Here is a 26,955-nt window from a genome sequence, read left to right on the forward strand (position 1 = left end):
TCAGCTGTCACGGCGATCGGCCGGCGTCACATCCTGCTGCTGGAACTGCCGCCGGTAATTGTTTGGCGACAAGTCGGTGTGCTGGCGAAACAGGCGCGCAAAAAAGCTGGCATCGTCATATCCCACTTCGTAACTGATGGTCTTGATGCTTTTACGTGTCACTGACAGCAGGTTCTTCGCGGTTTCGATGCGCAGTCGCTGCAGGTAGTGCAAAGGCTTGTCACCGGTGGCGGCCTGGAACCGGCGCATGAAGTTGCGGATGCTCATGCCGTGCTCGCGGGCCATGTCCTCAAAACGGAATTTTTCGGTGAAGTGTTCTTCCAGCCACTGCTGGATCTGCAGGATGGCGGCGTCCTGATGCATCTTCTGGCCACCAAAACCGATCCGGCCCGGCGAATAGCTGCGCTGCACTTCATGCAGAATGTCGCGGGCGACGGCCTGGGCCACGCTGGCACCACAGAAGCGCTCGATCAGGTAGATGTAAAGATCGCAGCCTGAAGTGGGGCCGGCAACGCAGTACAGATTATCGGCGTCTGTCAGATGCTTGTCCTGGTTGAGCTGCACTTTCGGGAAGCGCACGGCAAATTCGCGGAAGTAGCGTTGATAGGTGGTTGCTTCCTTGCCGTCGAGCAGTCCGGCTGCGGCCATCCAGAACACGCCGTTGGCTTCTCCGCAAATGATGCTGCCGGCCCTGTGTCTTTCGCCAAGCCAGGCGGTTACTTGCGGGTAGGTGGCGAGCAGCGCGTCGAAGTCGCCGCTGAAAGCAGGAAGGATAATCAGATCGGCAACCCCCAGGTCACCGTCAATCGGTAGTTGCAGATTGCTGAAACTGTTGCTGGGATTGCCGTCGGGGCTGACCAGGCAGATATCGAAGGTGGGTACGAGGCCGAGTCCCTGATGTTTGCCATAACGCAGGCTGGCCATGTGGAAAAAGTCCCGGGCCAGCAATGCGGTTGAGGCAAAAACGCTGTCGATGGCCAGTATATGGACACTGGTCAGTGTTTGCGGTGTATTTTGTAGAGACATAAGGGTACTGCTTAATGGTTAATTGGCCATATTGCGGCTGGATCGTCTTATTTTTTGGCGGATGTGTCCAGTGCATTCAGCCTGCCCGAGGGCCTAAAGTCTGACCCTCATCCATCAACCCGATTTCCTAGGAGCTAGCATGATTCCCAGAACGCTATTCAGTTCAGATCACGAGTTGTTTCGCGATAGCGTGCGCAAGTTTCTCGAACAGGAAGCCGTGCCCTATCACGATCAGTGGGAAAAGGACGGGCATATTGATCGCCAGTTGTGGAACAAGGCAGGCGAAGCCGGGATGCTTTGCTCGCATCTGCCGGAAGAGTACGGCGGGATGGCGGCGGATTTTCTCTACAGTACGGTGGTGATCGAGGAAATCGGCCGGCTGGGCTTGAGCGGGATCGGTTTCTCGCTGCATTCGGATATTGTCGCGCCCTACATCCTGCATTATGGCTCCGAAGCGCCGAAACAGAAGTACCTGCCCAAGCTGGTAAGCGGCGAGATGGTCACAGCCATTGCCATGACCGAGCCGGGCGCTGGCTCTGACTTGCAGGGCGTCAAGACCACGGCGGTGCTGGACGGTGACGAGTATGTACTAAACGGTTCCAAGACCTTCATTACCAACGGCTTTCTTGCCGATCTGGTGATCGTGGTGGCCAAGACGGATCCGAAAGCGGGCGCCAAAGGCACCAGTCTGTTTCTCGTCGAAGCGGGTACGCCGGGCTTTGCCAAGGGCAAGCGTCTGTCCAAGGTCGGCATGAAGGCGCAGGACACTTCCGAACTGTTCTTTCAGGATGTGCGCATTCCCAAGGAAAACCTGCTGGGCAAGGAGGGCATGGGCTTCATCTACCTGATGCAGGAGCTGCCGCAGGAGCGCCTGACCGTGGGTCTTGGCGCATTGGCTTCAGCTGAAGCCGGCTTGCAGTGGACGCTGGAGTACACCCGCGAGCGCAAGGCCTTCGGCAAAGCGATTTCGGATTTCCAGAATACCCGCTTCAAACTGGCAGAAATCGCCACCGAAGTTCAGATCGGGCGGGTTTTTACCGATCGTTGCCTGGAGCTGCATCTGCAGGGCAAGCTGGATGTGCCGACCGCAGCCATGCTGAAGTACTGGACCACCGACATGCAGTGCAAGGTACTGGATGAGTGCGTCCAGCTGCACGGTGGCTATGGCTACATGTGGGAATACCCGATTGCACGGGCATGGGCTGATTCGCGGGTGCAGCGTATTTACGCCGGTACCAACGAAATCATGAAGGAGATCATTTCGCGCGCTCTTTGAGTGCGAGGATGAGTGGTGAAAACCCGGCAAATGCCGGGCTTTCACGTTTCAGGGTGCCGGATTCGGCTGCTGCCGGTGAATGTTATCGATCGCCTGCAACAGTTCAGGGCTGAGTTGCATTTCGCAACTGGCCAGGTTGCTGTTCAGCTGTTCGAGTGAAGTTGCGCCGATGATGTTGCTGGTGACAAAGGGTCTGGAGGTCACGAATGCCAGTGCCATTTGCGCCGGATCAAGGCCGTGCTCGCGGGCCAGTGTAATGTACTGCTCGCAGGCGGCTTCGGCCTGCGGGTTGGTGTAGCGTGAAAAGCGGCTGAAAAGAGTGATTCGGGCATTTGCCGGACGAGCCCCGTTGGCGTATTTGCCGGAAAGCATGCCAAAGGCCATTGGTGAATAAGCCAGCAAGCCGCAGTCTTCGCGAATGGCAATTTCTGCCAGGCCGACCTCGAAGGTTCGATTCAGCAGGTTGTATGGATTCTGGATAGACGCCATGCGTGGCCAGCCGCGTGCTTCGGAGAGCTGCAGGTAGCGCATGGTGCCCCAGGGGGTTTCATTGGAAATTCCTATGTGGCGGATCTTGCCTGCGCGAACCTGATCGCTGAGTACCTCCAGGGTGTCCTCCAGGGGCGTGAAGGTGCTTTCCTTATGTTGATAGCCCAGCTGGCCGAAATAATTGGTTGGGCGCTCTGGCCAGTGCAGCTGGTAAAGGTCGATCCAGTCGGTTTGCAGTCGGCGCAAGCTGGCATCGATGGCCGCTACTATGTGTGATCGATTGTGTCTGGGCTTGCCGTCGCGGATGTAGTCGATGCCGTTGCCCGGCCCGGCAACCTTGCTGGCAAGTATCCAGTCGGCACGATTGGCTCTGTGCCTGAAGTAATTGCCGATGATGGTTTCGGTGGCGCCGTAGGTCGTGCTGCGCGGTGGTACCGGATACATCTCTGCCGTGTCGATGAAATTGACGCCGGCAGCTCTGGCGCAATCAATCTGGGCAAAGCCTTCCTGCTCGGTGTTCTGCTCACCCCAGGTCATGCTGCCAAGACACAAGGCGCTCACATTCAAGTCTGTGCGCCCCAGTTTGCGGTATTCCATGTGCATGCTCCTGATTGATTTAGAGTTATTGATCAAAGCAGGTTGCTATTTTTTGTGCAATCGGCATAATTCCGCTCCTTTCTTCGCGGGGATGCCTAGCCTGTGGAGAAAAGAAAAATGGCGGGGATGCCTAGCCCGTCGAACCCTGCCGTAGCGGATGCGCTGACTCGAGCCCCCGATAGCGTCTGTAAATCGGCCGTCTTTGACTTGTCAAAGCAAGCACTATTCAGTAAGATCCGCCGTCTTATTTTTCAGGGCGGCCCCTGAGGCTATAGCGAATGAAGACTTTTACTGCAAAACCGGAAACTGTTAAGCGCGACTGGTATGTCGTCGACGCTGCCGGCAAGACCCTGGGTCGCCTGGCCACTGAAATTGCCAGCCGTCTGCGCGGCAAGCACAAGCCTGAATACACTCCGCATGTGGATACCGGCGATTACATCGTTGTTATCAATGCCGAGCAGGTACGTGTAACCGGCGCCAAGACTACTGACAAAATGTACTACTCGCACTCCGGTTTCCCGGGTGGGATCAAGTCGATCAACTTTGAAAAGCTGATCGCCAAGGCCCCGGAGCGTGTACTCGAGACTGCGGTCAAGGGTATGCTGCCGAAGAACTCGCTGGGTCGCGACATGTATCGCAAGCTGAAGGTGTACAAGGGTGCTGTTCACCCGCACACCGCGCAGCAGCCCCAAGAACTCAAGATTTAACGGGATAGTACATTATGTCGGCTTCTCAAAATTACGGCACTGGCCGTCGCAAGACTGCTACAGCTCGCGTGTTTCTGCGTCCGGGCACTGGCAGCATCTCCATCAATAACCGCACGCTGGAAAACTTCTTCGGTCGTGAAACGGCCCGCATGGTTGTTCGCCAGCCTCTGGAATTGACCGATAATGTCGAAAAGTTCGACATCTTCGTCACTGTCCTGGGCGGCGGTGTCAGCGGTCAGGCCGGCGCGATCCGTCATGGCATCACCCGTGCACTGATGGATTACGACGAGTCGTTGCGTCCTGCTCTGCGCAAGGCTGGCTTCGTGACTCGCGATGCCCGTGAAGTCGAGCGTAAGAAGGTCGGCCTGCGTAAAGCACGTAAGCGTCCCCAGTACTCCAAGCGTTAATTTCGCTTGCAAAAAAACGCCCAGCATCCACTCGGATCTGGGCGTTTTTTTTATCTGCATGGTTTCTCTGCGACAGTGTGTCGCGGCCTGTTCTGTCTGTGCTGGTGAGGTATTCAGTGGTTTTGTTTCAAGCTATTGCCTTGTCAGCAATGGGGCTTTTCTTTACCATTCGTAAAATTTCTGCAGCATGATTTTCTTAGCGGATGCCTGGACTTCGGGCGACATAGTCGATGGGAGACAACTGAATGAGCAATGACGGCGTGAATGCTGGCCGGCGTCGTTTCCTGGTTGCCGCCACCTCAGTGGTGGGAGCAGCAGGAGCGGTGGGTGCCGCGGTCCCGTTTGTGGGGTCGTGGTTCCCGAGTGCCAAGGCCAAAGCCGCAGGTGCACCGGTCAAGGTGAATATCAGCAAGGTGGAGCCTGGGCAGCAGATTGTTGCTGAGTGGCGGGGGCAACCGGTGTTTGTGCTGAATCGTACCGAGGAAATGCTGGGAAATCTGGAGAAGGTTGTTCCGCTACTGGCCGATCCGGATTCCAAGGACTCTGTCCAGCCGGCTTACGTCAACCCTCAGCAGCGCTCGATCAAGCCTGAGCTGCTGGTTCTGGTTGGGCTCTGTACGCATCTGGGCTGCTCGCCAACGTTCAGGCCTGAAGTAGCGCCTGCGGATCTCGGCCCTGAGTGGGAGGGTGGATATTTCTGCCCGTGCCATGGTTCCCGTTATGACCTGTCTGGCCGCGTATACAAGGGTCAGCCTGCACCGCTGAATCTGCCCGTGCCCGATTACTCGTACGAGTCGAACGACGTAATCGTCATCGGCGTGGCTCAGGAGAAAGCCTGATGAGCAAATTTATGGAATGGATCGATGCGCGCTTCCCCGCGACTAAAATGTGGGAAGACCATCTGTCCAAATACTATGCCCCGAAAAATTTCAACTTCTGGTATTTCTTTGGCTCTCTGGCGCTTCTGGTGCTGGTCAACCAGATACTCACGGGCGTTTGGCTAACCATGAGTTACACGCCGTCTTCCGAGGAGGCATTCGCTTCGGTCGAATACATCATGCGTGATGTGGATTACGGCTGGATCCTGCGCTACATGCACTCCACTGGCGCTTCGGCGTTCTTTCTGGTGGTCTACCTGCATATGTTCCGCGGGCTGCTTTATGGCTCCTACCAGAAGCCCCGCGAGCTGGTCTGGGTATTCGGCATGTTGATCTACCTGTGCCTGATGGCAGAAGGCTTTATGGGCTACCTGTTGCCCTGGGGCCAGATGTCCTATTGGGGTGCGCAGGTCATCATCTCGCTGTTCGGCGCCATCCCGGTCATCGGTGACGATCTGACCATGTGGATTCGTGGTGATTACCTGATATCCGGCATTACCCTGAACCGTTTCTTCGCTTTGCATGTGATTGCATTGCCGATTGTTCTGCTCGGTCTGGTTGTGCTGCATATTCTGGCGTTGCACGAAGTCGGTTCGAACAACCCGGATGGTGTGGATATCAAGAAGAAGAAAGACGCGAATGGCGTGCCGCTTGACGGAATTGCCTTCCACCCGTACTACACCGTTAAAGATATTGTCGGTGTTGTCGTGTTCCTCTTCGTCTTCTGTGCGGTGATTTTCTTCTTCCCCGAAATGGGCGGATATTTCCTCGAGAAGCCCAACTTCGAGCCGGCGAACCCGTTCAAGACACCAGCGCACATTGCTCCGGTATGGTACTTCACGCCTTACTACGCGATTCTGCGCGCCATTCCCGACAAGCTGATGGGTGTTGTTGCCATGGGTGCGGCGATTGCCATCCTGTTCGTGCTGCCCTGGCTGGATCGCAGTCCGGTCAAGTCGATCCGCTACAAGGGCTGGATGAGCAAAGTCTGGCTGACCATTTTCACGGTTTCCTTCGTGATTCTGGGCTACTTCGGCTCTCAGGCGCCCTCAGAAATAGGCACGCTGATGTCGCGTACCTGCACCATCTTGTATTTTGCCTTTTTCATCCTGATGCCGTTCTACACCCGGATGGAAAAGACCAAACCGGTTCCGGAAAGGGTGACTGGCTGATGAAAAAGCAACTTATTGCATTGATATTTGCAGCATTGCCAGTCCTGGCTTCAGCCAGTGCTGAGCCTGGATACCCAATGGATCATGTCGATATTGACCTGAAGGACAAGGCTTCCCTGCAGGATGGAGCTCGCACCTTTGTCAATTACTGCATGGGCTGCCATAGCGCCAAGTACCAGCGTTACGAGCGTGTCGCCAAGGATCTCGGCATACCCGAAGGGCTGATGCTCGACAATCTGGTGTTTACCGGTGCCAAGATCGGTGAGCATATGTCGATCGGCATGCGTCCGGAGGATGCCAAGGTCTGGTTTGGTGCTGCGCCGCCTGACCTGACACTGGTGGCTCGCGTGCGTGGCAATGAATGGCTGTATACCTATCTGCGGACCTTCTATGAAGATCCGGCACGCCCGTGGGGCGTCAACAACAAGGCCTTCCCGAATGTGGGTATGCCCAATGTGCTGGTAGGGTTGCAGGGTCGTCAGGTGCTTGGTTGCAAGCAGGTCCCTGTGGTTGAGCACGGCAAGAAGCAATACGATCCGCTGACCGGTACGCCGATTACGCATGAGGCTTGCGACCAGCTGACCATTCTGCCAAATACCGGCACTCTGAATGAGGCGGAGTTTGATGAGAAAGTAAGGAACCTCGTTGGATTCCTCGCTTATTCGGCCAACCCGGTCAAGCTTGAAAGCCATCGAATTGGGGTTTATGTACTGTTGTACCTGGCCTTCTTCTTCGTATTCGCTTATCTGCTCAAGCGTGAGTTCTGGAAAGACGTACACTAAGACCTACTGGCCGTTCGAAGCGCGCGCCCTTTTGGGCGCGCTTGTCTTTCTGCCTCCCAAAAGCTATCTACTAGAGGAGGAGCGTCTTGAGCGCCATTAACAAACTGACCTGTTTTTCCGATCCTGCGGATCATTACAGTCACCGGGTGCGTCTGGTGCTTGCTGAAAAAGCAGTAGCCTGTGTGCATGTTGACGTTGCCAGCGGACAGTGTCCCGAGCAGCTGGCAGAGCTCAATCCTTACGGTACCCTGCCGACATTGGCAGATCGTGATCTGGCGTTGTACGAGTCAACGGTGGTGATGGAGTATCTGGATGAGCGCTATCCGCATCCGCCGTTGCTGCCGGTTTATCCGGTTGCCCGGGCGAATAGTCGTTTGTTGATCCACCGCATACAGCGTGACTGGTGTTCGGCAGTTGATCTGATTCTTGATCCCAAGACCAAGGAGTCTGCCCGCACCAAGGCGCGTAAAGAGCTGCGTGAAAGCCTCACGGGCATATCGCCGTTGTTTGATGACAAGCCCTTCTTCCTGAGCAACGAGTTCAGCTTGCTGGATTGTTGCCTGCTACCGATCCTCTGGCGCTTGCCGCAATTGGGCGTCGAGCTGCCGGCTCCGGCCAAGCCATTGCTCGATTACATGTCGCGAAACTTTTCCCGGCCAGGCTTTCAGGAGAGCCTATCCTCCATAGAACAGGCAATGCGTTGAGGAGATGCCCATGAACTCAAGCCGTCCATACCTGATTCGATCGCTTTACGAGTGGATCGTAGATAACGATTGCACGCCTCATCTGCTGGTTAACGCTGACTACAAAGGCGTTCAGGTGCCCTCCGGTTATGCGAGTGACGGGCAGATCGTATTGAATGTTTCGCCCCAGGCCGTTCGTCATTTGTTGATGGATAATGATGCCGTCAGTTTCGAAGGGCGCTTTGGTGGCGTGCCACAAACCCTGTTTATTCCGGCAATGGCAGTCCTGGCGATTTATGCCAGAGAGAACGGTCAGGGTATGGTTTTCGAGCTGGAGCAGCCGGAAGTCGAGCAGGAAGTTTCTGCAGCTGATCAGGCTTCGCCAGAAGTGCAGCCGCCCAATCCGGGCGGGCGTCCGAGCCTGAAAGTGGTCAAGTAAATAAAAAGGCGACCCGAGGTCGCCTTTTTATTTACAGCCAGACTGTTTAGTTTAATTGGTGTATTCGAAGAGTTTGACGACCTTTTGTACGCCTGCAGCTCCTGAAACGACAGCTGTGGCGCTTGCGCCTTCCTGACGGGTCACTATGCCCATAAGGAAAACCACCCCGTTTTCGGTGATGACCTTTATGCGGGCGCTCGGGACTGTTGAGTCAGCGAGCATCAATGTCTTGATTTTAGAGGTGATCAAGGCGTCATTGCTGCGTACCAGCAGCGAGGTGGGCTCCATGATCTGCAGCTCGTTATGCACGGTGCGGACCCCGCGTACCGAGCGTGCGGCTTGCCCGGCACGATCCTTCAGCTCGGCTCTGGGAGTCTGCCCGGCTATCAGAATGACGCCGTTATAACTGCTGGTGACAATGTGCGAGGTCGGGCTGCTCAGGTCGGGCGCTGCATCACTGATGGCAGAATTCACATCCGGGTCGAGAAACTGGTCATCAATCTTGTTGCCCATGCTGCGGTTACTGCAGGCTCCAAGCAAAAGAGTCGAGGCGAGTGCTGCAACCAGAAGGCTATTGCGGGTCATTCTTCACTCCCAAATAGTTGATGGTCAATCAGGTCGCACAGGCAGTGAATTGCCAGCAGGTGAACTTCCTGGATGCGAGCAGTAACTTTTGACGGTACACGAATTTCGACATCTTCAGGCAGCAACAGGGAGGCCATGCCGCCGCCATCTCGGCCGGTCAGGGCGACGACCAGCATTTCCCGGTCGTGTGCGGCCTGGATCGCCTGAATGACGTTTGCTGAATTTCCGCTGGTGGAGATAGCCAGAAGAATGTCTCCCGGACGGCCGAGCGCACGAATCTGTTTCGAGAAGACTTCGTTATAGCTGTAATCGTTGGCGATCGAGGTAATCGTCGAACTGTCAGTGGTAAGTGCAATTGCCGGTAGGCTGGGGCGCTCGCGCTCGAAGCGATTAAGCAGTTCCGAGGAAAAGTGCTGGGCGTCACCAGCCGAACCACCATTGCCACAGGTGAGAATTTTTCCTTCATTGAGCAGCGCATTTACCATCAGCAGGCTTGCCTCGGCGATGCTTGGTGGTAGTGAATCGATAGCCAGCTGTTTGGTTTCTATGCTGGCCTGGAAAAGCTGTCGAATGCGAGATTGCATTTCCATCGGGTTTAACCTTTCTAAGTTATGTATTCGGCATCGGTCAGGCTGCCTCAGTGCTTGCCTGTCTGCGTAGTTCCTTTAGCCAGCAAGTAAAACATTGCCCTTGTTCAGCTTTCAAATGCGCTTTTCAGCCAGTTCAGCTGTGGTGAGTCCGGCTGTTTGCCCGGCTCGATGGCGATGACATCAAACCGGCAGGGTGACTTGCTCCAGCGCGGCTCGCTTTGTAAATACTGTTGTGCAGCCAGTATCAGTTTGCCACGTTTACGCATGTCCACGCTTTCCAGGGCGCCTCCCCAGGCCGCGTGCTTGCGAAACCGCACCTCGACAAATACCAGGGTATTCCCTTCGAGCATTATCAGATCCAGCTCGCCACGCTTGCAGCGCCAGTTCTGTGCGACAAGCGTAAGGCCGTTTTGTTCCAGATGCTGGCGGGCAAGCTTCTCTGCTGTTTGCCCGCTGTGCTGGCTAATCCCCATCAGAGTGGCTGGACAAATCCATCACGAAACTCGGCCCATGGCAACTGGCGAACCACCCGTTGTGTCGGGCTCAGGCTGAGCAGGCCGGAGAGTCCCTGGGTATTGCTGTCAGGCAGCGCTTTCAGCTGGGCCAGATACGAGGTCAGCAGGTAGGCATCGTTGCCCATGGCGAACAGGCGACCCATGCTGCCCGCTGCTTGCGGCCATTGTGCAATTACCTGCTGTTGCAGGGGGGCCGAAGTATTCAGCAGCCAGGGGGTTTCACAGAAGAGGATGCCGTTCAGGTCTGCGGGTTGTGGCTGGTTGATCGAACCGCCAAGCAGGTGCGAGGTGGCATATACCGGCACGTCACCGGCGTACTGGAAGGCAAGGGTGGGCTTGATCTGTTGTGCCTGTTGCGGTGTGGCGGCGAGGAAAATGAAGTCAATGTCCTGGCGGCGCGCCGGTTGTGAGGCAATATCGACACCCAGTAGTGATTTCAGGCGTTTGGCGCGTGCTTCGCTGTCGCGCAGTTGAAACAGGCTGGCTATTTGCTGGGCCAGCTCGACCGGCTGTTCGACATGCTCAGCTGCGATCAGGCTGCCGCCTTCTGCCAGCCAGCTCTGCTGGAAAGCTGCCAGTGTTCTGTCACCCCACTCGCCGCGAGGTACCAGTGCTACAGCGCGACGCATGCCGTCAGCCCATGCACGGCGTGCCACTTCGCGTGCTTCGTCTTCGGCAGAAAGCCCGAATTGAAACAGTTGGGGCGGGCCGGGTTCTGTTGTATCGCTATAGTTCAGTGCCAGAGTTGTGATCGGCAGCTGGGATTGGGCGTTAAGCTGCCTGACCAGTGGTTTTTCCAGCGGGCCAACCACAAGGTCAATGCCATCCAGCTTGGCCTGCTGGTAGAACTGATCCATCGAGGTCAGCTGGCTGCTGTCATAGAGAATGATTTCCGGAGCCGAGGCGCCGCTCGCCAGCGTCTGGTAATAGGCAGCCATGAAACCGTTGCGCAGGGCTTCAGCCACCGAGGCCAGCTGGCCTTGCTGAGGCAGCAGCAGGCCTACCTTGTTAGGTGACTGACTGGCCAGTGCCTTGATCTCGGTCAGCGGCTTGGGCAGCTTGAGTGCTGCCGGGTGTTGCGGGTTTTTGTTGCGCCAGTCGTCGATAGCCGCTTGTTGTTGCTCCAGGCTGCTGGCGCTGCGGGAAATTTGTGCCAGCGCAAGCCATCCGGACAGATCGGCATCGTTGCCGGCTTGCAACTGATCATTGGGCAGGCTGGCGACCAGCTCCCAGATCATCTCGTGATTACTGCTTGCCGTATCCCCGCTGAGCAGGGGTGCAATGAACACGCGCTCGCGCGCAGCGGCCAGAGTCTGGTTGTCGGCCTGGAGGGCTTCCGCACGCACCAGCGAGCTGCGCACCTGCTGCTTGACGGGTAGCTGTGCGAGGTACTGAAAGCTGGGGTGGTTCAGGTCATTGAGCGCGCTCTTGGGTTTGTTGCGATGCAGCGCCAGTTCGGCCTGCAGGGTTTGTGCGTAGACCTGTTGCGCCGGCTGCAGGCTTTGCAGGGGGACTTGCTGGAGGATGCTGCTGGACCGCATGAAATCCTGTTGCTGATAGGCAAGATCTGCAGCAGAAAGGCGCAGCGCATTGGCTTCTTCGGGATCGCTGTCGTTGGCTTCTTCAAGCATTTGCTCGATGCTGGCGTCAGGAGCGCTCGGCAGCTCGCCAATGGAGCCACCCTGCTTGCTGGCGCAGGCAGCCAGCAAGCAGGCCATGAAAAGTACTGTGAGTGGGCGCAGGCAGACGTTCATTGAGCTATTCCGATACTCGGTTCAAGAGTCCGCGATTGTACCCAAGCCCTGCCCATGGTGCGATCTTGCCGTACCAGTTATGACTACAATGGCGAAATTATTTGCATTCCGGAGGTTTCCGTTGAAGGTCCCAGAGCTACCTACCCAGTCCAGCGGTACGCTTTATGTGGTCGCCACACCAATAGGAAATCTGGAAGATATCAGTGCCAGGGCCCTGCGCATCCTGGCCGAGGTGGCCTTGATCGCCGCCGAAGACACCCGTCATTCCGCACGTCTGCTCCAGCATTTTGGTATTGCCACGCCGTTGCAGGCCTGCCATGAGCATAACGAGCGCGAACAGGGTGGACGCTTCATCGGCCGGCTGCAGGCGGGAGATGATGTGGCGCTGATTTCTGATGCCGGTACCCCGCTGATCTCGGATCCGGGCTATCATCTGGTGCGCCAGGCGCGGGCTATGGGCATCCGGGTGGTGCCGGTTCCGGGCGCCTGTGCGCTGATCGCTGCACTGTCAGCGGCAGGCTTGCCATCCGACCGGTTTATCTTCGAGGGATTCCTGCCGGCGAAAATGGCCGCACGGCGTGCGCGTCTGGAGTTGTTGCGTGAAGAGCCTCGCACGTTGATTTTCTATGAGGCACCCCATCGCATTCTTGAATGTATCGAGGATATGCGCCTGGTCTTCGGTGCCGAACGGCTGGCCTTGCTGGGGCGCGAGTTGACCAAGACTTTCGAGACGCTCAAGAGTCTGCCCCTGGGCGAGCTGTATGACTGGGTTGCGGCGGACAGCAATCAGCAGCGTGGCGAATGTGTGCTGCTGGTGGCTGGCTGGGAGGCTCCGGCGGGGGACGAGCAGGTGAGTGCAGGGGTTATGCGTGTGCTTGACCTGCTGCTGGCGGAACTGCCGCTCAAGCGAGCAGCTGCGCTGGCGGCCGAGATTACCGGGGTACGCAAGAATCTGCTTTATCAGCAGGCGCTGGAGCGGCAGAAGGGCGCTTGAGCTTGTTCTCTGGCTGGCAGGTGGTTAACCTTGCCGGCGGAGAGTCGATCGGACAGTCGCTGCCTTCGCAAGAAGGGGGAGGAAAGTCCGGGCTCCATAGGGCAGAGCGCCAGGTAACGCCTGGGAGGCGTGAGCCTACGGAAAGTGCCACAGAAAATAACCGCCTAAGCACGCAAGTGCCGGTAAGGGTGAAAAGGTGCGGTAAGAGCGCACCGCGCGGCTGGTAACAGTCCGTGGCTAGGCAAACCCCGCTCGGAGCAAGACCAAATAGGGTTCCATTGGCGTGGCCCGCGCTGGAACCGGGTAGGTTGCTAAAGGCGTGCAGTGATGTACGTCGTAGAGGAATGACTGTCCTCGACAGAACCCGGCTTACAGATCGACTCTCCTCTTTTTACTTCCAGCCTGCGCGAAATTCTCCCAGGTAATACCAAAAAATTCTTACTCTTCATAAATCACTTTAACTTCGTGATTCATGGCGCTGTGTTCGCTTGTTTTTGGTTAATTTTCATCCGTCAAAAGACTGCATATCCTTCCGCTTTCGCAGCTAAATCACCGCCCCGTAAGGATTTTTCCCTATTTGCGCGCCTTGACGGTGGGTGCTCTGCGTTCCTATAGTGTGCACAAGTGGTAGAAAGTGGGTTGAAGTGGTTTTTTATGGCTAGGAAAGCCGATTAATAAGGGGAAATGCAGCAGTGTTTCGTGGAGCCAACGCCATCAGTCTCGACGCCAAAGGGCGCCTCGCGATGCCAAGCCGGTATCGTGAAGAGCTTGTTGCGCGTTGTGCCGGCCAGCTCATCGTGACCATTGACGCGATTGACCCCTGTTTGTGTGTTTATCCCCTGGCCGAGTGGGAGCTGATCGAAGCCAAGCTGCGCGAACTGCCTTCCCTGCGCGAAGAGAGCCGTCGCCTGCAGCGCCTGCTGATCGGTAACGCCGTGGATATCGAGCTGGATGGCAATGGCCGCTTCCTGGTGCCGCCGCGTCTGCGCGAATATGCCCGGCTGGACAAGCACGCGATGCTGGTGGGCCAGTTGAACAAGTTTCAATTGTGGGACGAAGCTGCCTGGAACGCGATTGCGGATGCGGACCTGGCGGCAATCAAGCAATCCGGCAGCCTGCCGGAAGAACTTCGCGATCTGATCCTGTGATTATGACCACTGCCTATAACCATGTGACCGTATTGCTGGACGAGGCTGTAACTGCCTTGGCGGTGCGTCCGGCTGGCTGTTACGTGGATGGCACCTTTGGTCGTGGCGGGCATAGCCGGTTGATTCTCCAGCAATTGGGGGGTGACGGCAGGCTGCTTGGCTTTGACAAGGACCCTCTGGCGATTGCCGAGGGACAAAAGCTGGCGGCCGAAGATGGCCGCTTTGTCGTTGTGCAGCGCAGCTTTGCCGAGATGGCCGAAGTTCTGGCCGAGCGGGATCTGGCCGGCAAAGTGGACGGCATTCTGCTGGATCTCGGGGTGTCGTCTCCGCAGCTGGATGATCCCGAGCGCGGCTTCAGTTTCATGCAGGACGGTCCGCTGGACATGCGCATGGATCCGTCGCGCGGAGTGAGCGCTGCCCAGTGGATCAATACGGCTGCTGAAGAAGACATCGCCCGCGCCTTCAAGGAGTACGGCGAGGAGCGCTTTTCCCGGCGCATGGCGCGTGCCGTGGTGTTGCGGCGTGCCGAGCAGCCTTTCGAGCGTACGGCCGATCTGGCCAAGGTGCTTACTGTTGCCAATCCGGCCTGGGAGAAAGGCAAGAATCCGGCAACCCGCGCATTTCAGGGGCTGCGAATCCAGGTCAATGGCGAGCTGGAAGACCTGCAAAGCGGTTTGCAGGCGGCGCTGGAGGTGCTGGCAGTCGGCGGGCGGCTGGTAGTGATCAGCTTCCACTCGCTGGAAGATCGCATGGTCAAGCAGTTTATGCGCGTGCAGGCCAAAGGCGAGGCCGACCGCTTGCCGCGCAACCTGCCGGTCATCCCGAAAGTGTTCGAGCCGCGCCTGAAGCTGATGGGTAAGCCGCAGTTTGCCAGTGACGCAGAAACCCGTGCCAACCCTCGTTCGCGCAGTGCGGTGATGCGTGTTGCGGAGAAACTGAGATGAAGCGCAATCAGGCCAAGCCATTGCCAGCCGGGAGCTTGCTGTTGCTGTTGCTGTTTATTGGCGTGCTGGGCTCGGCGCTGGCGGTTTCCTACAGCGCCCATGTGCATCGCCAGTTGCTCAATGGTCTGTTTGACGAGTTGAACGCGCGTGACAAGTTGCAAGCCGAGTGGGGCCGTCTGATCCTTGAGCAGAGTACCTGGACTGCCCATAGCCGGATTGAGAATCTGGCAGTTGCGCAGCTGCACATGCGTATCCCCGAGCCGGCCGAAGTGCAGTTGGTGAAGCCATGATTCGTCTCGAAGGCGCGGTCTATCCATGGCGCTTCCGCATCGTGCTGGTGCTGCTGGGGCTGATGGTGTGTGCCATAGCCTGGCGGATCGTCGATCTGCAGGTGATCGACCGGGAGTTCCTGCAGGGCCAGGGTGATGCGCGCAGCGTACGGCACATGCCGATTCCGGCCCATCGCGGTCTGATCACCGACCGCAATGGTGAGCCGCTGGCTGTCAGTACGCCGGTAATTACCTTGTGGATCAATCCGCAGGAACTGGCTGCGGTCGAGTCGCGCTGGCCGGAGCTGGCCAACGCCGTGGGCCAGAACCCGGCCGATTTGAGTGCCCGTCTGCGGGCGAACAAGGACCGCGAATTCTTGTACCTGGCCCGGGGGCTGATTCCCGAGCAGGGCCAGCAGGTGCTGGATCTGAAGATTCCCGGCGTGTATGGCGTCGAGGAATTCCGCCGTTTTTATCCGGCAGGTGAGGTAACCGCGCAAGTGGTCGGCTTTACCGACGTGGATGACCACGGCCGTGAGGGCGTTGAGCTGGCCTTCGATCAATGGCTGGCCGGTGTACCCGGCAAGCGCCAGGTGCTCAAGGATCGGCGCGGCCGCATGATCAAGGATGTGCAGGTCACGAAAAATGCCAAGCCGGGCAAGACGCTGGCGCTGTCGATTGACCTGCGCCTGCAATACATGGCCCATCGCGAGTTGCGTAACGCCCTGATCGAGAACGGTGCCAAGGCCGGCAGTCTGGTGATCATGGACGTGAAAACCGGTGAAGTGCTGGCCATGGTCAACCAGCCTACCTACAACCCGAACAACCGCAGCAATCTGGATCCGCAGGCCATGCGCAATCGGGCGCTGATTGATGTGTTCGAGCCGGGCTCCACGGTCAAGCCGCTGTCGATGAGCGCGGCCCTGCAGAGCGGTCGCTGGAAGCCTTCGGATACGGTGGATGTGTGGCCGGGTTCGCTGCGCATCGGTCGCTACACCATCAAGGATGTTTCCAAGACCGAAGGGCGGACGCTGGATCTGACCGGCATCCTGATCAATTCGAGCAACGTCGGCATGAGCAAGGTCGCCTTCGATATTGGCGGCGAGACTATCTACAAGCTGATGCAGCAACTGGGACTCGGCCAGGATACCGGGCTGGGCTTTCCCGGCGAGCGTCTTGGCAACCTGCCCAACCACCGCAAGTGGCCGCAGGCGGAAACTGCCACCCTGTCTTATGGCTATGGCTTGTCGGTGACCGCGGTGCAGCTGGTGCATGCCTATGCCGTGCTGGCCAACAACGGCCGCAGCGTGCCGATGACCATGACCCGTGCCGATGTACAGCCAGCCGGCGCACAGGTGATGTCCGAAGATGTGGCAAAAACCATGCAGGGCATGTTGCAGCAGGTGATCGAAGCGCCGCGCGGTGTGTTCCGTGCGCAAGTGCCCGGTTATCACGTCTCGGGCAAGAGCGGCACCGCGCGGAAAAACAGCGTGGGCAGCAAGGGCTACCGGGAAAATGCCTATCGCTCCCTGTTTGCCGGCTTTGCGCCGAGTAGCAATCCGCGCTATGCCATGCTGGTGGTGATCGACGAACCGAGCAAGGCTGGTTATTACGGTGGTCTGGTTTCGGCGCCGGTGTTCAGCCGGGTGATGTCGAGCGTATTGCGTCTGATGAATGTGGCTCCGGACAACCTTCCGGAAGTGCCTGAGCCGGCCCCGGCCCCGGCCCCGGCCCAGGCAGCCGTGCAGCAGCCCGTCAGTGGAGGGCGCATCTGATGCCTATGCCACTTAACCAGCTGCTGCCGCAGGCAGAAACTTCGGTGCTGATTCGCGAGCTGACACTGGATAGCCGCAAAGTGCTGCCCGGCGACATGTTTCTGGCCATACCCGGCGCCCAACAGGATGCCCGCGATCATATTGCCGATGCTGTTGCACGCGGTGCGGCAGCAGTGGTTTACGAAGCCGAAGGTGCGCCGTTTGCACTGGCCAATCCCGGCGTAGCGCTGATTCCGCTCAAAGGGCTGTCGGCCCAGTTGTCAGCGATTGCCGGCCGCTTCTACGGCGAGCCGAGCCGGGCCATGCATCTGGTCGGCGTGACCGGCACCAACGGCAAGACCAGCGTGACGCAGTTACTGGCACAGGCGCTGGATCTGCTGGGCGAGCCTTGCGGCATTGTTGGCACGCTGGGCTGCGGCTTTCATGGTGCCTTGCAGGCAGGGCGGCATACCACGCCGGATGCACTGGCTGTGCAGGCCATGCTGGCCCGGTTGAAACAGACCGGCGCCCGGGCGGTGGCCATGGAAGTGTCCTCACACGGCCTGGATCAGGATCGTGTTGCAGCGCTGGATTTTGATGTGGCGGTGTTCACCAATCTGACCCGCGACCACCTTGACTACCACGGCTCCATGGATAGCTATGCCGCAGCCAAGGCGCGGCTGTTTGCCTGGCCGCAGCTCAAGTGCCGGGTAATCAATCTGGATGATGCCTTCGGTCGCGATCTGGCGAAACAGCGCCTGCCTTCGCGCTTGATCGGCTATAGCCTGGATAACCCGAGAGCAGATCTCTATTGCCTGGACGCACAGTTCAGTGACCAGGGAATTCAGGCCCGCATAGTCACCCCGCAAGGGGATGGTTTGCTGCGCAGTTCGTTGATCGGGCTGTTCAATCTGAGCAATCTGCTGGCTGCCATCGGTGCACTGATGGCACTGGGTTATCCGCAAGACGAGATTCTCGCGGTGATTCCCCGCCTGCAAGGCCCGGCAGGGCGCATGCAGCGTCTGGGTGGCGAGCAACAGCCGCTGGTGGTGGTGGATTACGCCCATACCCCGGATGCACTGGAAAAAGTGCTTGCCGCACTGCGCCCGCAAGTCAGCGGCGAACTGTTGTGTCTGTTCGGTTGCGGTGGTGACCGTGACCGTGGCAAGCGTGCGCTGATGGCCGAAGTCGCCGAGCGGCTGGCCGACCGTGTGCTGGTCACCGATGACAATCCGCGCAGCGAAGATCCGGCGCAGATATTCAGCGATATACGTGCCGGTTTTGTCCATCCGGAGCGGGTTACCTTCAAGCATGGCCGTGATCAGGCCATCAGCAGCCTGATTGCCGCTGCCAAAGCCGGTGATGTGCTGGTGCTGGCCGGCAAAGGCCATGAGGACTATCAGGAAATCAATGGTCAGCGCCTGCCGTTTTCCGACTTGCAGGAAGCTGCCAGGGCGTTGGCTGCGCGGGAGGTGCCGCATGCTTAAGGCGCTGACCCTGAGTGAAATCGCGGCGCCGCTGGGCGGTCGTCTGCTGGGTGCCGATGCGCAGTTTGCTGCGGTCTGCACCGACAGCCGGCAGATCGTGCCGGGACAGCTGTTCATTGCCCTGAGCGGGCCGAATTTCGATGGCCATGACTACCTGGCGGATGTGGCGGCCAAAGGTGCGGTGGCGGCACTGGTCGAGCGGGCGGTAGCAAACTGCCAGCTGCCACAGTTGCTGGTAGCCGATACCCGTCTGGCGCTGGGTCAGCTCGGTGCGCTTAATCGTCAGGCTTATCAGGGCCCGCTGGTCGCAATCACCGGTTCCAGTGGCAAGACCACGGTCAAGGAAATGCTCGCCAGTATCCTGCGTGCCGGACTGGGCGGAGAGGTACTGGCTACCCGCGGCAACCTGAACAACGATCTGGGTGCACCCTTGACCCTGCTCGAACTGGGCGCGCAGCACGTGGCGGCAGTGATCGAGCTGGGTGCCAATCATCTCGGCGAGATTGCCTATACCGTCGGCCTGACCCGTCCGCAGGTGGCGATCCTGAACAATGCCGGCAGCGCCCATGTGGGCGAATTCGGTGGCCCGGAAAAGATCGTTGAGGCCAAGGGCGAGATCATCGATGGTCTGGCTGCTGACGGTGTGGCGGTGCTGAATCGGGACGACAAGGCCTTCGGCATCTGGCAACAACGCGCCGGCGGCAGAAAGGTCCTGAGCTTTGCCTTGCGCAATCCGGCGGCAGACTTTTCTGCCCGTGACATCCAGCAGGATGCGCGTGGCTGCCCGGCCTTTACCCTGCAGGGTCTGGCGGGCGAGGCACGCATCCAGCTGAACCTGCTCGGTGAGCACAATGTGGCCAATGCCCTGGCCGCCTGTGCGGCTGCCCATGCACTGCAGGTGCCGCTGGTCGGAATCCGTCAGGGGCTGGAAAGCCTGCAGCCGGTCAAGGGCCGCGGCGTAGCGCGGTTGGCGGCCAGTGGCATGCGGGTTATCGACGATACCTACAATGCCAACCCGGTTTCGATGTGTGCCGCGGTTGATATACTCGCCGCCTTCTCCGGCCGCACCGTTCTGGTGTTGGGAGACATGGGCGAGCTGGGCGAGTGGGCCGAGCAGGGGCATCGCGAAGTCGGTGAATATGCCGCCGGCAAAGTCAGTGCGCTATATGCCGTTGGTCCGCTGATGCGCCATGCCGTGGCCGCGTTCGGCGGCAGCGGCCGTCATTTCGCCGATCAGGCCAGCCTGATCGACGCTTTGACCGAAGAGCAGGGACCCTCAACCACGCTATTGATCAAAGGCTCGCGCAGTGCGGCCATGGACAAGGTCGTCGCTGCACTTTGCGCAACCACTGAGGAGTCTCACTAATGCTGCTGCTGCTAGCGGAGTATCTGCAACAGTTCTACAAGGGCTTCGGGGTCTTCCAGTACCTGACCCTGCGCGGCATCCTTGGCGTGCTGACGGCATTGGCACTGTCGCTGTGGCTGGGTCCGTGGATGATCCGCACCCTGCAGATCCGCCAGATCGGCCAGGCGGTACGCAATGACGGGCCGCAATCGCATCTGTCGAAGAAGGGCACACCGACCATGGGCGGTGCGCTGATTATCTCGGCAATCGCCATCAGCACGCTGCTCTGGGCTGACCTGAGCAACCGCTATGTGTGGGTGGTGCTGGCTGTCACCCTGCTGTTTGGTGCAGTCGGCTGGGTGGATGACTATCGCAAGGTCATTGAAAAGAATTCGCGCGGCCTGCCCAGCCGCTGGAAGTATTTCTGGCAGTCGGTGTTTGGTCTGGGCGCGGCAATCTTTCTGTTCGTGACAGCCCAGAGCCCGGTGGAAACCACGCTGATCGTGCCGATGCTCAAGGACGTAAGCATTCCGCTGGGCATCGGGTTCATCGTGCTGACTTACTTCGTGATTGTCGGAACCAGCAACGCCGTCAACCTGACCGATGGCCTCGATGGTCTGGCGATCATGCCGACGGTGATGGTCGGTGGTGCGCTGGGCATCTTCTGCTATCTGTCGGGCAACGTGAAGTTTGCCGAATACCTGCTGATTCCCTATGTGCCGGGTGCCGGTGAGTTGATCGTGTTCTGCGCGGCGATGGTCGGTGCCGGGCTCGGTTTCCTCTGGTTCAACACCTATCCGGCCCAGGTCTTCATGGGTGATGTCGGTGCACTGGCCCTGGGCGCTGCACTGGGAACCATTGCGGTGATCGTACGTCAGGAAATCGTGCTGTTCATCATGGGCGGCGTGTTCGTCATGGAAACCCTGTCGGTAATGATCCAGGTCGCCTCGTTCAAGCTGACCGGCAAGCGCGTGTTCCGCATGGCACCGATCCATCACCACTTCGAACTCAAAGGCTGGCCGGAACCACGGGTGATCGTGCGCTTCTGGATCATTACGGTAATTCTCGTCCTGGTTGGCCTGGCCACCCTGAAGTTGAGGTAATAAAGAGTGTCGCTGATTACTTCCGATCAGTTCCGCATCGTTGTCGGTCTCGGCAAGAGCGGTATGTCGCTGGTGCGCTTCCTTGCGCAGCAGGGCGTACGCTTTGCCGTGGCCGATACGCGCGCGAACCCGCCGGAATTGGCGACCCTGCAGCGCGACTATCCGCAAGTGGAAGTCCGCTGTGGTGAACTGGATGTGGATTTCCTCTGCCGTGCCAGCGAACTGTTCGTCAGTCCGGGTCTGGCCCTGAGCACACCGGCTCTGCGCGAAGCAGCCGCGCGCGGGGTGAAGATGTCCGGCGATATCGACCTGTTTGCCCGGCATGCCAGGGCGCCGATCATTGCCATTACCGGTTCCAATGCGAAGAGCACCGTGACCACGCTGGTCGGCGAAATGGCCAGAGCCGCCGGCAAGCGTGTGGCAGTGGGTGGCAATCTGGGGCTGCCGGCACTGGATCTGCTGGCCGACGACGTCGAGCTGTATGTCATCGAACTGTCCAGCTTCCAGCTGGAAACCACCGAAGCGCTGAATGCCGAGGTGGCCACCTGCCTGAATGTCAGCGAAGACCATATGGATCGCTACGCCGATATGCAGGCCTACCATCTGGCCAAGCACCGCATCTTCCGCGGCGCCCGTCAGGTAGTGATCAATCGTGATGATGCCCTGTCGCGGCCATTGGTGGCCGATCAGTTGCCGCGCTGGAGCTTTGGTCTGGACAAGCCGGACTTCAACGGTTTTGGCCTGATCGAAGCGGATGGCGAAAAGTGGCTGGCGTTCGAGTTCGAGCCGCTGCTGCCGGTACGCGAGCTCAAGATTCGCGGTGCGCACAACCAGAGCAATGCACTGGCCGCCCTGGCCCTGGGGCATGCCGCCGGTTTGCCGTTTGCGCCCATGCTCGAGGCATTGAAAAGCTTCACCGGACTGGCCCACCGCTGCCAATGGGTTGGCGAGGTACGTGGTACCAGCTACTACGACGATTCCAAGGCGACCAATGTGGGGGCTGCACTGGCTGCCATCGAGGGTCTGGGTGCAGATATCCCGGGCAAGCTGCTGCTGATTGCCGGTGGTGACGGCAAGGGGGCGGATTTCTCGGCACTGCGCGCACCGGTGCAGCGCTTCTGCCGTGCCGTGGTGCTGCTCGGCCGGGATGCCGGCCGGCTCGCGGAAACACTGGAGTCGACGGCTCCGCAGATCCGCGTCAACAGTCTGGATGAAGCGGTGCAGGCGAGCGCAAATCTGGCCCAGCCAGGCGATGCCGTGCTGCTCTCGCCAGCCTGCGCCAGCCTGGACATGTTCAGGAATTTCGAAGAGCGCGGCCGCTTGTTCGCGCAAGCCGTGGGAGGGCTGAACTGATGCTGCCATCCCTGTTCAATGCGCCTTCGCCACTCTTCAGTTCGCGCGGTGTCGATCTGGATTTCCCGCTGCTGGCCGGTTGCCTGGCATTGCTCGGTCTCGGCCTGGTGATGATCGCCTCATCCTCTTCGGAGATTGCCGCCGTCAATCTGGGCAACACCCACTACAACACCATTCGCCATCTGATCTACCTGGCTATGGGCATGATCGCCTGTGGTGTGACCTTGATGGTGCCCATGGCTGATGTGCAGAAATACAGCGGGCACCTGCTGCTGATTGCCGTGGTACTGCTGATACTTGTCCTGCTGCCGGGGATTGGCCGCGAGGTCAACGGAGCCAAGCGCTGGATCGGCGTCGGCCTGTTCAATGTGCAGCCTTCCGAGGTGGCCAAGGTGGCTGCGGTGATCTTCCTTGCCGGTTATCTGGTGCGCCGGCAGCAGGAAGTTCGCGCTAGCTGGAAGGGCTTCTTCAAGCCGCTTGTGGTGCTGTTGCCGATCGCCGGTCTGCTGTTGCTGGAACCTGACTTCGGCGCGACGGTGGTGATGCTGGGCGCGGCCGCCGGCATGTTGTTCCTTGGTGGTGTCGGTCTGTTCCGCTTTGGCCTGATGGTGCTGCTGGGACTGGGGGCCGTCTATGCGCTGGTGCAGGACCCCTATCGCTGGGCGCGGATCACCAACTTTTCCGACCCCTGGGCCGACCAGTTCGGTGCGGGTTATCAGCTGAGCCAGGCGCTGATCGCCTTCGGTCGTGGCGAGTGGCTGGGTGTGGGGCTGGGCAACAGCGTGCAGAAACAGTTCTATCTGCCCGAAGCGCATACCGATTTCGTGTTCTCGATCCTCGCCGAGGAGCTGGGGCTGGTGGGTGCCTTGCTGACCCTGGCCTTGTTCGTCTTTGTCGCAGTGCGCTCACTGTATGTCGGTCTGTGGGCCGAGCGCGCAAGACAGTTCTTCTCTGCCTATGTGGCTTACGGGCTGGCGATTCTGTGGGTTGGCCAGATCCTGATCAATATCGGCGTGAATGTCGGTTTGCTGCCGACCAAGGGTCTGACCCTGCCGTTCCTCAGTTATGGCGGAAGCTCGCTGATCATCTGTTGCGCCAGTCTGGGCATGTTATTGCGCATCGAGTGGGAGACACGCACCTGTCTGGGTAGCGCCGAAGTGGAATTCAGTGAAGAAGACTTTGCCTTCGAGGAGCTGAAACATGCCCGGTAATATCCTGATCATGGCCGGTGGCACCGGCGGACATGTATTCCCGGCGCTGGCCTGCGCGCGCGAGTTCAAGGCCCGTGGCTATAGCGTGCACTGGCTGGGTACACCGCGCGGCATCGAGAATGAGCTGGTACCGGCTGCCGGCCTGCCATTGCACAACATCAGTATCAGTGGTCTGCGTGGCAAGGGCCTGCTGGCTCTGCTCAAGGCCCCCGTGCAATTGCTGCGTGCCCTGATGCAAGCGCGGCGCATTGTGCGTGAGCTGCAGCCGGTTTGTGTCCTGGGCATGGGCGGATATGTCACCGGCCCGGGCGGACTGGCCGCCTGGCTGAATGGTTCGCCGCTGATCATCCATGAACAGAATGCAGTTGCCGGTACGGCCAATCGCAGTCTTGCCCTGTTCGCCAGGCGTATTTGCGAGGCGTTCCCCAATACCTTTGCCAGCAGCTCCAAGCTGTGCACCACGGGAAACCCGGTGCGCGAAGAACTGTTTCTGGAAACCCCGCGACAGCCACTGTCCGGTCGCCAGCCACGGCTGCTGGTACTGGGCGGCAGCCTGGGCGCGGAGCCGCTGAATCAGCTGTTGCCGCTGGCACTGGCGCAACTGGACGCGGCACTGCGTCCGCAGGTATTCCATCAGGCTGGCAAGCAGCATGCCGAGATCACCGCCCGGCGTTACCGGGAGGTGCAGGTCGAGGCCGAGGTTGTGCCGTTCATTGCGGACATGGCAGCAGCCTACGCCAGGGCTGACCTGGTTATCTGCCGCGCCGGTGCCCTGACCGTTAGCGAGCTGGCGGCCGCCGGCCTGCCATCGTTGCTGATTCCCTTGCCGCATGCCATCGACGATCACCAGACGCAGAATGCAGGTTACCTGGCCGATGCCGGCGCAGCCGTATTGCTGCCACAACACAAGACCGATGCGGCACAACTGGCCGCGAAGCTGACAGAGGTGCTCATGCAGCCGGGAAAACTCAAGGCCATGGGCGGCACTGCGCGCCGTCTGGCAAAGCCGGACGCGACCCGTAGCGTGGTCAATATCTGCCTGGAGGTGGCGCATGTTTAAGCAGCCTGCGACCTATCAGCAACCCGAGATGCGCCGCATCCGCAATATCCACTTCGTCGGTATCGGCGGATCGGGTATGTGCGGGATTGCCGAAGTGTTGTTGAACATGGGCTATGCGGTTTCCGGTTCCGACCTCAAGGCTTCGCCGGTCACCGAGCGGCTGGAGCAGTTTGGCGCGCAGATCTGTATTGGCCACAGTGCCGCGAATGTCGCGAATGTGGACGTACTGGTGGTCTCCAGCGCGGTGAACAAGGCCAATCCGGAAGTAGCCAGTGCGCTGGAGCGCCGCATCCCGGTAGTACCACGTGCCGAAATGCTGGCCGAACTGATGCGCTACCGGCACGGCATTGCAGTTGCCGGCACGCACGGCAAGACCACCACCACCAGCCTGCTGGCTTCGGTGTTTGCCGCCGGCGGGCTGGATCCGACCTTTGTCATCGGTGGCCGGCTGAATGCTGCAGGTACCAACGCCCAGCTCGGTGACAGCCGTTACCTGATCGCCGAGGCCGACGAGAGCGACGCCAGCTTTCTGCATTTGCAGCCGATGGTGGCAGTGGTAACCAACATCGATGCCGACCATATGAGTACCTATGGCGGCGACTTCAATGTGCTGAAGAAAACCTTCATCGAATTTCTGCACAACCTGCCGTTCTATGGTCTGGCGGTGCTCTGCGTGGATGATCCGGTGGTAGGTGAAATCCTGCCGCAAGTGGGCCGTCCCACGGTGACCTACGGCTTCTCCGAAGAGGCTGATGTGCGCGCGATCAACGTACGCCAGCAAGGCATGCAGACCTACTTCACGGTACTGCGCCGCGATTGCGAAGCGCTGGATGTGTCGGTGAACATGCCGGGCAATCACAACGTCCTGAATGCCCTGGCGACCATCGCGATTGCCAGCGACGAAGGTATTTCCGACCAGGCGATCGTGGCCGGTCTTTCCGGATTCCAGGGTGTCGGGCGGCGCTTCCAGGTGTACGGCGAACTGGAAGTCGAAAACGGCAGCGTGATGCTGGTGGATGACTATGGCCATCATCCGCGTGAAGTGGCGGCGGTAATCAAGGCGGTGCGCGGTGGCTGGCCCGAGCGGCGTCTGGTGATGGTGTATCAGCCGCACCGCTTCAGTCGTACCCGCGACCTCTACGATGACTTCGTGCAGGTACTCGGTGATGCCAATGTGCTGCTGCTGATGGAAGTCTATCCGGCAGGTGAAGAACCGGTACCGGGCGCCGACAGCCGGCACCTGTGCCACAGCATTCGCCAGCGCGGCCAGCTGGATCCGATCTATGTCGAGCGTGGCATCGACCTGGCGCCGGTGCTCAAGCCTTTGCTGCGTGCCGGTGACATCCTGCTGTGCCAGGGCGCGGGGGATATTGGCGGGGTGGCACCGCAGTTGTTGCAAAGCGACTTGTTCAAGGCGCAAGCCGGGGGGCAGTCGTAATGAGTAACGGATTGAAATCGATGCTGCCGGTGAGTGCCTTCGGCCGGGTTGCCGTGTTGTTCGGTGGCAAGAGTGCCGAGCGTGCGGTGTCGCTCAAGTCGGGTCAGGCAGTACTGGATGCCTTGCTGGGCGCAGGTGTAAATGCATTCGGCATTGATGTCGGCGCTGACCTGCTGCAGCGTCTGGCCAGTGAAAAGATCGATCGGGCCTTTATCGTCCTGCACGGTCGCGGTGGCGAGGACGGCGCCATGCAGGGCCTGCTGGAGTGTCTGGAGATTCCCTATACCGGCAGCGGGGTGCTGGCTTCGGCACTGGCGATGGACAAGCTGCGGACCAAGCAGGTCTGGCACAGCCTGGGCCTGTCTACGCCCAGACATGCCGTGTTGGCCAGCGCGGAAGATTGCCATGCCGCCGCCAGTGCACTGGGCTTCCCGTTGATCGTCAAGCCGGCCCACGAAGGCTCGAGTATCGGCATGGCCAAGGTAAGTAATGTCGAGGAACTGATCCGGGCCTGGCAGGACGCCGCGCGCTATGACGCCCAGGTGCTGGTCGAACAGTGGATCAGCGGTCCGGAGTTCACCATCGCCATGTTGCGCGGGCAGGTATTGCCGCCCATCCGCGTAGGCACGTCAAAACTCTTTTACGACTACGAAGCCAAGTATGTCGACAACGATACCCGCTACCAGATTCCCTGCGGTCTGGATGCAGTCAAGGAAGCGGAACTGATCGAATTGACCCGCCGCGCCTGTGAAGCGGTAGGTACCCGCGGCTGGGCGCGGGCTGATGTGATGCAGGACGCCGATGGGCGCTTCTGGTTGCTTGAGGTGAATACCGTTCCGGGGATGACCGATCACAGTCTGGTGCCCATGGCGGCACGTGCTGCCGGTCTGGATTTCCAGCAATTGGTGCTGTCGATTCTGGCCGACAGCGTAGAGACGAGGGGCTGATG

27 protein-coding genes and 1 other RNA gene are annotated in these 26,955 nt (G+C 59.3%); 22 read left to right on the top strand and 6 right to left on the bottom strand.

Annotated elements, in window-relative coordinates:
- Entirely contained in the window at positions 1-1,026 is a 1,026-nt protein-coding gene (locus BLT89_RS02170) for a GlxA family transcriptional regulator (RefSeq protein WP_090192875.1), read from the bottom strand.
- Positions 1,027-1,165: 139 nt separating this feature from the next.
- On the opposite strand from BLT89_RS02170, the gene BLT89_RS02175 reads away from it, so the two are divergent.
- Positions 1,166-2,302 (top strand): acyl-CoA dehydrogenase family protein, encoded by a 1,137-nt coding sequence (locus tag BLT89_RS02175; protein WP_090192876.1) that lies wholly within the window; start codon positions 1,166-1,168, stop codon positions 2,300-2,302.
- 48 nt (positions 2,303-2,350) lie between these two features.
- Here BLT89_RS02175 and BLT89_RS02180 read toward each other — a convergent pair whose 3' ends face one another.
- On the bottom strand, positions 2,351-3,388 hold the full coding sequence (locus BLT89_RS02180; RefSeq protein WP_090192877.1) for an NADP(H)-dependent aldo-keto reductase: 1,038 nt from the start codon (positions 3,386-3,388) through the stop codon (positions 2,351-2,353).
- 278 nt (positions 3,389-3,666) lie between these two features.
- Here BLT89_RS02180 and rplM point away from each other — a divergent pair, with 278 nt between their 5' ends.
- The 7 genes from rplM to BLT89_RS02215 all read left to right on the top strand — a co-directional run bounded on the left by rplM (position 3,667) and on the right by BLT89_RS02215 (position 8,456).
- Positions 3,667-4,095, top strand: coding sequence for a 50S ribosomal protein L13 (gene rplM, locus BLT89_RS02185; protein ID WP_090192878.1), 429 nt, complete (start codon positions 3,667-3,669; stop codon positions 4,093-4,095).
- Between the two features lie 14 nt (positions 4,096-4,109).
- Entirely contained in the window at positions 4,110-4,502 is a 393-nt protein-coding gene (rpsI, locus tag BLT89_RS02190; RefSeq protein WP_090192879.1) for a 30S ribosomal protein S9, read from the top strand.
- A 245-nt stretch (positions 4,503-4,747) separates the two neighbouring features.
- Positions 4,748-5,341 carry a ubiquinol-cytochrome c reductase iron-sulfur subunit gene (petA, locus tag BLT89_RS02195; RefSeq protein WP_090192880.1) on the top strand — a complete coding sequence of 198 codons (594 nt, stop codon included), beginning with the start codon at positions 4,748-4,750 and terminating at the stop codon, positions 5,339-5,341.
- Entirely contained in the window at positions 5,341-6,552 is a 1,212-nt protein-coding gene (locus BLT89_RS02200) for a cytochrome b (protein WP_090192881.1), read from the top strand. The genes petA and BLT89_RS02200 overlap by 1 nt, the downstream gene beginning before the upstream one ends.
- Positions 6,552-7,334, top strand: a complete 783-nt coding sequence (locus tag BLT89_RS02205; RefSeq protein WP_090192882.1) for a cytochrome c1 — start codon at positions 6,552-6,554, stop codon at positions 7,332-7,334. The genes BLT89_RS02200 and BLT89_RS02205 overlap by 1 nt, the downstream gene beginning before the upstream one ends.
- Positions 7,335-7,420: 86 nt before the next feature.
- The gene (locus tag BLT89_RS02210) at positions 7,421-8,038 is read left to right on the top strand and encodes a glutathione S-transferase N-terminal domain-containing protein (protein ID WP_090192883.1); all 618 of its coding nucleotides are present in this window, start codon (positions 7,421-7,423) and stop codon (positions 8,036-8,038) included.
- A 10-nt stretch (positions 8,039-8,048) separates the two neighbouring features.
- Entirely contained in the window at positions 8,049-8,456 is a 408-nt protein-coding gene (locus BLT89_RS02215; RefSeq protein ID WP_090192884.1) for a ClpXP protease specificity-enhancing factor, read from the top strand.
- Between the two features lie 51 nt (positions 8,457-8,507).
- On the opposite strand, the gene BLT89_RS02220 is transcribed toward BLT89_RS02215, so the two are convergent.
- From BLT89_RS02220 to BLT89_RS02235, 4 genes are all read right to left on the bottom strand, one after another.
- The gene (locus BLT89_RS02220) at positions 8,508-9,041 is read right to left on the bottom strand and encodes a BON domain-containing protein (RefSeq protein ID WP_090192885.1); all 534 of its coding nucleotides are present in this window, start codon (positions 9,039-9,041) and stop codon (positions 8,508-8,510) included.
- Positions 9,038-9,631 (bottom strand): phosphoheptose isomerase, encoded by a 594-nt coding sequence (locus BLT89_RS02225; RefSeq protein WP_090192886.1) that lies wholly within the window; start codon positions 9,629-9,631, stop codon positions 9,038-9,040. Before BLT89_RS02225 ends, BLT89_RS02220 begins: the two co-directional genes overlap by 4 nt.
- A gap of 104 nt (positions 9,632-9,735) precedes the next feature.
- Positions 9,736-10,104, bottom strand: coding sequence for a YraN family protein (locus tag BLT89_RS02230; RefSeq protein ID WP_090192887.1), 369 nt, complete (start codon positions 10,102-10,104; stop codon positions 9,736-9,738).
- The gene (locus BLT89_RS02235; RefSeq protein ID WP_090192888.1) at positions 10,104-11,900 is read right to left on the bottom strand and encodes a penicillin-binding protein activator; all 1,797 of its coding nucleotides are present in this window, start codon (positions 11,898-11,900) and stop codon (positions 10,104-10,106) included. Before BLT89_RS02235 ends, BLT89_RS02230 begins: the two co-directional genes overlap by 1 nt.
- 121 nt (positions 11,901-12,021) lie before the next feature.
- On the opposite strand from BLT89_RS02235, the gene rsmI reads away from it, so the two are divergent.
- The 14 genes from rsmI (at position 12,022) to BLT89_RS02305 (ending at position 26,953) form a co-directional block, all read left to right on the top strand.
- Positions 12,022-12,894, top strand: a complete 873-nt coding sequence (gene rsmI / locus BLT89_RS02240) for a 16S rRNA (cytidine(1402)-2'-O)-methyltransferase (protein ID WP_231975053.1) — start codon at positions 12,022-12,024, stop codon at positions 12,892-12,894.
- Positions 12,895-12,934: 40 nt separating this feature from the next.
- Positions 12,935-13,282: RNase P RNA component class A (gene rnpB, locus BLT89_RS02245), an RNA gene on the top strand.
- Positions 13,283-13,586: 304 nt separating this feature from the next.
- Positions 13,587-14,042, top strand: a complete 456-nt coding sequence (gene mraZ, locus BLT89_RS02250) for a division/cell wall cluster transcriptional repressor MraZ (protein ID WP_090192890.1) — start codon at positions 13,587-13,589, stop codon at positions 14,040-14,042.
- Between the two features lie 2 nt (positions 14,043-14,044).
- A complete protein-coding gene (rsmH, locus tag BLT89_RS02255; RefSeq protein ID WP_090192891.1) occupies positions 14,045-14,986 on the top strand; it encodes a 16S rRNA (cytosine(1402)-N(4))-methyltransferase RsmH in 942 nt (313 codons plus the stop codon).
- Complete coding sequence (gene ftsL / locus BLT89_RS02260) at positions 14,983-15,276, top strand: cell division protein FtsL (RefSeq protein WP_090192892.1); 294 nt, start codon at positions 14,983-14,985, stop codon at positions 15,274-15,276. The genes rsmH and ftsL overlap by 4 nt, the downstream gene beginning before the upstream one ends.
- Positions 15,273-17,030: a peptidoglycan D,D-transpeptidase FtsI family protein gene (locus BLT89_RS02265; protein ID WP_090192893.1), complete on the top strand. Its 1,758-nt coding sequence runs from the start codon at positions 15,273-15,275 to the stop codon at positions 17,028-17,030. Before ftsL ends, BLT89_RS02265 begins: the two co-directional genes overlap by 4 nt.
- Positions 17,030-18,496 (top strand): UDP-N-acetylmuramoyl-L-alanyl-D-glutamate--2,6-diaminopimelate ligase, encoded by a 1,467-nt coding sequence (locus BLT89_RS02270; protein WP_090192894.1) that lies wholly within the window; start codon positions 17,030-17,032, stop codon positions 18,494-18,496. The genes BLT89_RS02265 and BLT89_RS02270 overlap by 1 nt, the downstream gene beginning before the upstream one ends.
- Positions 18,489-19,862, top strand: a complete 1,374-nt coding sequence (locus BLT89_RS02275) for a UDP-N-acetylmuramoyl-tripeptide--D-alanyl-D-alanine ligase (protein ID WP_090192895.1) — start codon at positions 18,489-18,491, stop codon at positions 19,860-19,862. Before BLT89_RS02270 ends, BLT89_RS02275 begins: the two co-directional genes overlap by 8 nt.
- A complete protein-coding gene (gene mraY, locus BLT89_RS02280) occupies positions 19,862-20,944 on the top strand; it encodes a phospho-N-acetylmuramoyl-pentapeptide-transferase (protein ID WP_090192896.1) in 1,083 nt (360 codons plus the stop codon). The genes BLT89_RS02275 and mraY overlap by 1 nt, the downstream gene beginning before the upstream one ends.
- A 6-nt stretch (positions 20,945-20,950) precedes the next feature.
- Positions 20,951-22,297, top strand: a complete 1,347-nt coding sequence (gene murD, locus BLT89_RS02285) for a UDP-N-acetylmuramoyl-L-alanine--D-glutamate ligase (protein ID WP_090192897.1) — start codon at positions 20,951-20,953, stop codon at positions 22,295-22,297.
- The gene (gene ftsW / locus BLT89_RS02290) at positions 22,297-23,508 is read left to right on the top strand and encodes a putative lipid II flippase FtsW (protein WP_090192898.1); all 1,212 of its coding nucleotides are present in this window, start codon (positions 22,297-22,299) and stop codon (positions 23,506-23,508) included. Before murD ends, ftsW begins: the two co-directional genes overlap by 1 nt.
- A complete protein-coding gene (murG, locus tag BLT89_RS02295) occupies positions 23,498-24,568 on the top strand; it encodes an undecaprenyldiphospho-muramoylpentapeptide beta-N-acetylglucosaminyltransferase (protein ID WP_090192899.1) in 1,071 nt (356 codons plus the stop codon). Before ftsW ends, murG begins: the two co-directional genes overlap by 11 nt.
- Positions 24,561-26,006 (top strand): UDP-N-acetylmuramate--L-alanine ligase, encoded by a 1,446-nt coding sequence (gene murC, locus BLT89_RS02300; RefSeq protein WP_090192900.1) that lies wholly within the window; start codon positions 24,561-24,563, stop codon positions 26,004-26,006. Before murG ends, murC begins: the two co-directional genes overlap by 8 nt.
- Positions 26,006-26,953 carry a D-alanine--D-alanine ligase gene (locus BLT89_RS02305; RefSeq protein ID WP_090192901.1) on the top strand — a complete coding sequence of 316 codons (948 nt, stop codon included), beginning with the start codon at positions 26,006-26,008 and terminating at the stop codon, positions 26,951-26,953. The genes murC and BLT89_RS02305 overlap by 1 nt, the downstream gene beginning before the upstream one ends.
- Positions 26,954-26,955: the final 2 nt, after the last annotated feature.

This window comes from Pseudomonas pohangensis, assembly GCF_900105995.1.
GTDB classification, from domain to species: Bacteria; Pseudomonadota; Gammaproteobacteria; order Pseudomonadales; family Pseudomonadaceae; genus Aquipseudomonas; species Aquipseudomonas pohangensis.